Here is a 7,452-nt window from a genome sequence, read left to right on the forward strand (position 1 = left end):
GCCGGAGGGCGTTACCGAGCGTCAGCAATTGACACTGCAAGTACTTGCGCGACAGGTGATGACGCAGTTGGACCTGCGTCGCGCGATCGCACTGCGCGACCAGCGGACAGCCCAGCTGGAAGCGGAAATTGCGGGACGACGTGGCGTGGACCGCGCACTCGCCGAGACCGATCGACGGCTCAATGCCGTGCTGGATAATACGCGAATGGCCGTGTTCCTGATGGATGAGCGGCAGCATTGCGTCTATGTTAATGCGGCGGCCGAGGCTTTGACGGGGTATCGTCTGGGGGAGATGGCGGGGCGGCCGTTGCACGACGTGGTGCACCATACGTATCCCGACGGGCGGCACTACCCGTTGGAGGAGTGTCCGATCGACCGGGCATTTCCCGAGCGTGCGCAAATGGATGGCGAGGAATTGTTCGTCGCCCCCGATGGCTCCTTCTACCCCGTCGCATTTACCGCGAGCCCGGTGCTGGACGATCATGGCAGCCCGGTGGGTACGGTGATTGAGGTGCGGGACGTGTCCGAGCAGAAGGCGCGGGAACAGGCGCTGGTGGAGTCCGAGGCACGGTTCCGCAACATGGCCGACCATGCACCGGTGATGATGTGGGTGACCGACCCGGACGGGCGCTGCACCTATCTGAACAAGGCATGGTACGAGTTCACCGGGCAGACCGCGGAGACGGCCGAAGGGCTGGGCTGGCTGAACGCGGTGCATCCCGAGGACAGCGGCTGGTCTGGCGAGGTGTTTCTGGACGCCAATGCGCGTCAGGCACCGTTCCGGCTGGAATATCGCCTGCGCCGCCACGACGGCACCTATCGCTGGGCGATCGATGCGGCATCGCCGCGTTTCGGCACGGACGGGGCGTTCCTCGGCTATATCGGATCGGTCATCGACATCGACGAACGGCGTGAAACGGAAAATGCGCTGCGGGCCAGCGAGCAGCGCTATCGCACGCTGTTCGAGGCGATCGAGGCCGGATTCTGCATCATCGACATGGTGTTCGACGACGAGGGCCACCCGGTCGACTATCGCTTCGTCGAGGCCAATCCGGCGTTCGAGCGGCAGACCGGCCTGAAGGATGTGGAAGGACGCAGCGCCCGCGAACTGGTGCCCGGACTGGAGGCGCACTGGTTCGAAAGCTATGGCCGTGTCGCGCTGTCCGGCGAGCCGGTGCGGTTCGAGAACGGATCGGAGGCGATGGGCCGTTGGTTCGAGGTACATGCGCTTCGACTGGGGCCGGCGGAGGCGCGTCGTGTCGCAATCCTGTTCAACGACATCACCGAGCGCCGCCGCACCGACGTGGCGCTGCGTGCACTGAACGAGACGCTGGAACACCGGGTGGAGGACGCGCTGGCCGAGCGCAAGCTGTGGGCCGACGTGATCGAGAACGCCAATGCGATGATCGCGGTGGTCTCGCCCGACTATCGGTTCCTCGCGCTCAACGCCGCCTATGCCGCGGAATTCGCGCGCATCTACGGCATCCATCCCAAGGTGGGCGACAGCCTGGGCGAACTGATGGCACCGGTTGCCGAGCATCGTGACGAAGCGCTGGCGATCTGGCGTCGCGCATTGTCGGGCGAGGCGTTCACCGTGACCGAGCCGTTCGGCGAGAGCGACCTGGACCGCCCTTATTACGAGTTGCGCTTCAACGCGCTGCATGACCGCGAAGGGCATTTTGTCGGCGCGTTCCAATATGCCGTGGACGTGACCGACCGGTTGCGCGAGCAGGCGCGGCTGGCGGCGGCCGAGGAGCGGTTGCGCCAGGCGCAGAAGATGGAAGCGGTGGGCCAGTTGACCGGCGGCATCGCGCACGATTTCAACAATATGCTGGCGGTGACGATCGGCTCGCTCGACCTGCTGAACCGGCGGATAGGGGCATCGGATGCGCGTGCCAAACGCTATATCGATGCAGCGACGGACGGTGCACGGCGTGCGGCGACGCTGACCCAGCGGCTGCTCGCCTTTTCACGGCAACAGCCGCTGCGGCCCGAGGCGGTGGACCCCAACCGGCTGGTTTCCGGCATGTCCGATCTGCTGCGCCATTCGCTGGGCGGCGACGTGCGGCTGGAGACGGTGCTGGCGGGTGGCATCTGGCCGACCCATGTCGACCCGAACCAGTTGGAAAACGTGATCCTGAACCTGGCGATCAACGCACGCGACGCGATGCCGGAGGGCGGGCGCGTGACGATCGAGACGCAGAATGCCCATCTGGACAGTCGCTATGTCGCATCGCAGATGGGCGTGGCAGCGGGGCATTACGTGCTGATCGCGGTATCCGATACCGGCACCGGCATGCCGCCCGAGGTGATCGCCAAGGCGTTCGACCCGTTCTTCACGACCAAGGGCGTGGGCAAGGGGACGGGACTTGGACTGAGCCAGGTCTACGGCTTCGTCAAACAATCCGGCGGGCACGTGAAGATCTATTCGGAGCCGGGCGAGGGAACGACCGTCAAGGTCTATCTGCCGCGGCTGATCGGTGCAGAGGCCGAGCCCGCCTCGCTGGCCGACGACCGCGACCTGCCGCTGGGCGAGCAGGAAGAGGTGATCCTGGTGGTCGAGGACGAGCCGAGCGTCCGGCAGTTCAGCGTCGAGGCCCTGACCGAGCTCGGCTACCGCGTGATCGAGGCGGACTCGGCGGCGGCGGCGCTGCGCCTGCTGGATGCCAATCCCGACATCGCGCTGTTGTTTACCGATGTGGTGATGCCCGAGGTGAACGGCGCCAGGCTGGCCGAGGAAGTACGGCGGCGGCGTCCCGACCTGCGGGTGCTGTTCACCACCGGCTATACCCGCAACGCCGTGGTGCATAACGGGGTGCTGGACCCCGGCGTCGAATTGATCGGCAAGCCGTTCACCATCGAGGAACTGGCGGCCAAGGTGCGCGAGGTGCTGGAAACGCCGTTGGGGTGAGCGGGCGTTTATCCCAAATTGCGGATACGCCTGGTTGCAGTTCTGCAAGTTCAGGCAGATGCTGCAAGCGAGGGAATGCGGCGGAACAGGCGCGTTACCCGATACTTGATCCGGGAGGCCGTGATGCGGTGTTCATGGGCAGCGACCGCGCTTGCCGCGGCGGCTTGTGCGACAACGGCACAGGCGCAAAGCGGCGAGGATCAGGTACGCCGGGCCATCATGGACATGAACCGCGCGGCGCAGCGGCTGGATGCGGACGCGTTCATGCGCAGCTACTGGCGGTCACCCCGACTCACGATCACGTTCAACGGGGAGACGATGCGCGGATGGGACATCATTGCGCGGGAACAGCGCAAGTGGTGGGCCGACAAAAGCGCCGGCATCCGCTTCGATGAACAGCGGCCGGCCGAAATCGTGTCGCAGGGTGACGGCGTGGTGACGTCCCTGCAATGGATGCAGGTATCGCGTGCGGGCGATCAGAAGCCGGCGCGGCTGGTTATCACCTCCGTTTGGAAGAAGCTTCCCGAGGGGTGGCGGGTGGTGCTGGCCCATGAATCGTTGGTGCCGTGATGCTGGCCGGCGGGTATTGCAGGGCGGGCCTCTGCCGTTTTGTTTCGACGTCGTTCCGGTGAGCGGTTCGCTTCCGATGTGTTCGCTCTGAATAGGTAATGCCCCTGAAGACAACGCCATGAAGCACGACGTGCTGTAGTTATCGTGGAAGCGAATGACCGGGAGGGCAGGATGCTCAGGAAGATCGGTATGCTGGCGGCGTTCATCACTGCCGTGCCGGCCGTCGCCCAATCGTCCCCCGCCGTTCGTGTGCCGCCGGAGATCGGCGCTGCTTATGCGCGATTGGGAAAAGCGATGATGGCGCATGATGCCAATGGCGTTCGTGCGGTCTGGGCAGAGGACTTCGTGGTGAATGCGCCCAATAACATGGTGCTGCACCGCGACGAGGTGATCGCGGCGATGGAGCGCGATTTCCTCGACTATAGGGACTTTCGCAAGCACATCAGCTTCGTCGGCGAAAAGCCTGAAGTGACCGTGGTCATGGGCTACGACACCATGGTGCCAACCAAGGGGCCGGGTGCGGGCAAGCAGGTCATGCGTCCGTTTACCGACATATGGACGAACCGTGCCGGCGCCTGGCAACTCATCGCGCGGCAGGCGACGATCGCTGCCGCGCGCTGAAGCGGAATGACATCGCCTTGATCCGTTCGCGTCGACGTGCCTCTCGATACGTGATTACGCCGCTACTCGACGACTGTTTGAGACGAACGGGATGGCCAAGCGGGTGTCATCCAATTTCGAGACGTACGGATCAGGCGGTCATCAGGAAGGCGGCGCCGGGGATGTCGATGACCTCGGCCTCCGGCATGGGGCAACCATTTGCACCGATAGGAAAAATCGTGACCTGGCCGCTTTCCTCGTTGGCGGCGAGGAGGTGGTTTTCGTGGAGGAGCAAATGGCGGGGGGAGCGGCCGATGCTGGAGATGTGGCCGATGCGGGTGGGCGTGCCGTGGGTGTCGAGTGCGTAGGTGACGATGCAGTCGCCGCCGCGGGTGGTGACGTAAAGGCGGGCGTGCTGTGCATCGAGCGCGATGGCGCCGCCCAGCGTCTGTTCGACCGTGATCGCGCGAACCGATTCGGCGCGCAATGTCGCACCCTCGGGGCGCAGGACAGTGAGCGTGGCGGCGAGTTCGCTGACTAGATAGGCGACCGGCAGCGTCGGATGGGGGGCAAGATGGCGCGGACCCGATCCGGGCGGGGCGGTGTAGAGCGTCTGCGGCGCATGCAGATCGTCCAGGGGGCGCGACAGGATGCGGTCGGTGCCGAGATCGACGGTGAGCAGCGCACCCGCCGGGGTGAAGCCGACCCAGTGCGCGTGCGGCCCGCGCTGGCGATCCGGGTCGGGGCCGTGACCGCGATCGGCCAGCGTGATGCCGGCGCCGGGCAGGCCAGTGTCGCCAAGGGGAAACAGCGTCACGCTGCCGCTGGCATAGTTGGCGACGGCGAGGTGGCGTTCGTCGGGGGACAGCGCGAGGTGGCAGGGCGCCTCGCCGCCCGAGCGGACCTGCGCCAGCGGGTGCCAGTCGGCGGCATAGACGTCCACCGTGCCCGCCGCCTCGTCCACCAGATAGCGGTGGCCGTGGCGGGCGGAGGTGACGGCGAAGGATGCGTTGCGGATCGACGGGATCGGCGGCCCCGCCGTCCAGCCGCCCTGGCCGTCATGGACGAGCGGCACCAGTCCGGTGCCGCCCTTGCCCGCATAGGTGCCGACGAACGCGGCGGTCATGGCAGTTCCTGCATCCGCGGTTCGACGCGCAGGGTGACGACATCGACGCGGGGCGGGCGGGTGAGGATGAAATCGACCGCCTCGGCAATGTCCTCGGCATAGAGCATCTCGTGCCGGGCGATCATCTCGCGCTGTTCGTCGGCAGAAGGTTCCTGCATGTCGCTGCCCACCGTGCCGGGCTCGACCAGGCCGACGCGGATGCCGCGATCCTTTACCTCCTTGCGCAGCGTTTCGGCAAAGGCGGACAGGCCGGCCTTGGTAGCAGAATAGACGCTTTCGCCCGGCGCATGGATGGCGGCGCTGATCGATCCGATGATGACGATCTGTCCGCCATCGTCCAGCCGCTCCAGCGCGGCGCGGGTACAGGCGAGCGCGCCGACCAGATTGACATCGACGACATAGCGCCAGGCATCGTCCTCCATCTCGTCGATCGGATCGGCGCCGAGTGCGGCGTTGGAGACGAAGGCGTCGATATGCCCCAGCCGCTTATCCGCTTCCTCGAAGAGACGCGCGACGCCCTCGCGCGTGCCCAGATCGGCGCTGATGCCATGGACCTCGCCGCGCGCATCGGCGAAGGATTCCAGCGCCTCCGCCAGTGCCGCCTCGTCGCGGCCCAGCGTCAGCACGCGGGCGCCCTTGTCGGCGAGGCTGCGGACGATGGCGCGACCGATGCCGGTGGTGCCGCCGGTGACGATGATGTTCTTTCCCTGCACGGTCATACACTCCAGGTGAGGATCAGGCGGCCATTGGCCGGCACGCGAAAATCGAGGCGGTCGTCGGAGGTGGTGTGGGCGCGGACGATGTCGCCCCCCGCCGTGGTCAGCGTCGCCTGCGGCAGCTTGCGGCGTTTCAGGCGGACCAGCGACAGATCGGCCCGACAGGTCTCGCCGCCGTCCAGCGACAGGGTCAGCGCGCGGTCGCCGGTCCGCTCGATGCTGCGGATGAACAGGTTGCAGAACAGGCGGAACGGCGCCTCTTCGATGAGGTGGTGGGAGCGGGCGGCGAAGACCAGCGCGGCGCCGCTGCCATAGATTTCCTGCCCGACCTGACCGGGCGACTGGCCGTCGCCGTAGAGATCCTCCAGCGGGAAGGCGAGGTCCGGGTTGATAACGCCGCTTTGATGCGGAGGATCGGCCAGTATCTCCTTGGGCAGTGCCTCGGGATAATAAAACCAGGCGCGGTCGAGGGCGTATCTGCAATATTCGCCGATCAGCATGCGCACCGCGGGTTCCAGATCGGGGCCGCTGTCCGCCAGATATGCCTCGAACGCGGTGAAGCTGTCGAAACATTCGTAAATCGCCATATAGGGCGAGTCGTGCAGGCAGGTGGCGCCCAGGAAGGTGCGGTAATGCACCGCGTGGCCGACCTCGGATTCCCAGATCTCGCAATTGTGGAAGAAGCTGGCGAGGTAGACGTAGCTTTGCGACAGGTAACGGTCGTCGTTGGTGATCCGCCACAGCCGCATGCAGGCGGCGGCACCCCAGGCGGTCAGGTTCGCCTGATATTCCAGGTCGAAGCGCATGCCGACCGCCGCATCGATCGCCGCACGCGCCTCCGCCAGATAGGTCGGGTCGTCGGTCAGTTCGTGGCATTGCAGCATCAGATAGGCGTAGATGCCGCCGACATCGGTCTGGCCGAAGCGGTCGTCGTTGCGCGCCTTCGTCTTCACGGTGAAGTCGCGGATGTCGTACATGACCGGCCAGACATAATCGAAATGATGCGCCGCGCGGATGCCGAAGCCGACCGACTTCAGCAGGAGTTCGCGGCAGACCTCGTCGCCTTGCAGCGCCAGTCGCGCCATGTTGAGCATCGGGTGGTAGAGATACCAGCTGTCGACGGCGTCGGCGTCCTTGTCCTTGCCGACATTGGGCAGATAGCGGCGCAGCGTCTGGAGATCGGGGTCGTAGAAGCGCGCCAGCCCGGCGCGCAGCTCGTCTTCCAGCGGCAAGGGCGTGCCCAGCCAGCGGCCATAATCATGCACCGCGGCCAGCACCGACATCTGCACCATGACGTCGGGATATTCGCCGTCCGGATAGGGCATGATGTAGCGGTGGCCATATTCGCGCCTGCTCGCCTGCGGCGCCTCCGCCAGATCGCGCAGCGTGCGCTCGGAGAGGCCCACCCAGTCGCGATAGTCGGTGCGCGGCAGCGGCAGCGCCTTGTACGCGATGCCGAGCATCTGGAGGAACTGGCGCGCCATCTCCAGCTCGTTGTCGCCCGCCCGGTCGCGGAAGACGAGGATGGC

General features: G+C 66.0%; 7 protein-coding genes. 3 read left to right on the forward strand and 4 right to left on the reverse strand.

Features of this window, described 5'->3' with window-relative positions; all coding sequences use genetic code 11:
* The coding region (locus OXR08_RS18220) for a hypothetical protein (protein WP_267352037.1) at positions 1-238 on the reverse strand (238 nt) is incomplete at its 3' end.
* On the opposite strand from OXR08_RS18220, the gene OXR08_RS18225 reads away from it, so the two are divergent.
* The 3 genes from OXR08_RS18225 to OXR08_RS18235 all read left to right on the forward strand — a co-directional run bounded on the left by OXR08_RS18225 (position 221) and on the right by OXR08_RS18235 (position 4,102).
* Positions 221-2,911, forward strand: a complete 2,691-nt coding sequence (locus tag OXR08_RS18225) for a PAS domain S-box protein (RefSeq protein ID WP_267352038.1) — start codon at positions 221-223, stop codon at positions 2,909-2,911. The genes OXR08_RS18220 and OXR08_RS18225 overlap by 18 nt on opposite strands.
* Positions 2,912-3,034: 123 nt before the next feature.
* Positions 3,035-3,481 (forward strand): nuclear transport factor 2 family protein, encoded by a 447-nt coding sequence (locus tag OXR08_RS18230; protein WP_267352047.1) that lies wholly within the window; start codon positions 3,035-3,037, stop codon positions 3,479-3,481.
* A 189-nt stretch (positions 3,482-3,670) separates the two neighbouring features.
* Positions 3,671-4,102 (forward strand): nuclear transport factor 2 family protein, encoded by a 432-nt coding sequence (locus tag OXR08_RS18235; protein WP_267352040.1) that lies wholly within the window; start codon positions 3,671-3,673, stop codon positions 4,100-4,102.
* A 130-nt stretch (positions 4,103-4,232) separates the two neighbouring features.
* On the opposite strand, the gene OXR08_RS18240 is transcribed toward OXR08_RS18235, so the two are convergent.
* The 3 genes from OXR08_RS18240 to OXR08_RS18250 form a co-directional block, all read right to left on the reverse strand.
* Positions 4,233-5,207 carry a beta-propeller fold lactonase family protein gene (locus tag OXR08_RS18240; protein ID WP_267352042.1) on the reverse strand — a complete coding sequence of 325 codons (975 nt, stop codon included), beginning with the start codon at positions 5,205-5,207 and terminating at the stop codon, positions 4,233-4,235.
* On the reverse strand, positions 5,204-5,926 hold the full coding sequence (locus OXR08_RS18245; RefSeq protein ID WP_267352043.1) for an SDR family oxidoreductase: 723 nt from the start codon (positions 5,924-5,926) through the stop codon (positions 5,204-5,206). Before OXR08_RS18245 ends, OXR08_RS18240 begins: the two co-directional genes overlap by 4 nt.
* The coding region (locus OXR08_RS18250) for a hypothetical protein (RefSeq protein ID WP_267352045.1) at positions 5,923-7,452 on the reverse strand (1,530 nt) is incomplete at its 5' end. The genes OXR08_RS18245 and OXR08_RS18250, both read right to left, overlap by 4 nt.

The organism is Sphingomonas sp. GM_Shp_2 (genome assembly GCF_026540875.1).
Classification (GTDB): domain Bacteria; phylum Pseudomonadota; class Alphaproteobacteria; order Sphingomonadales; family Sphingomonadaceae; genus Sphingomonas; species Sphingomonas carotinifaciens.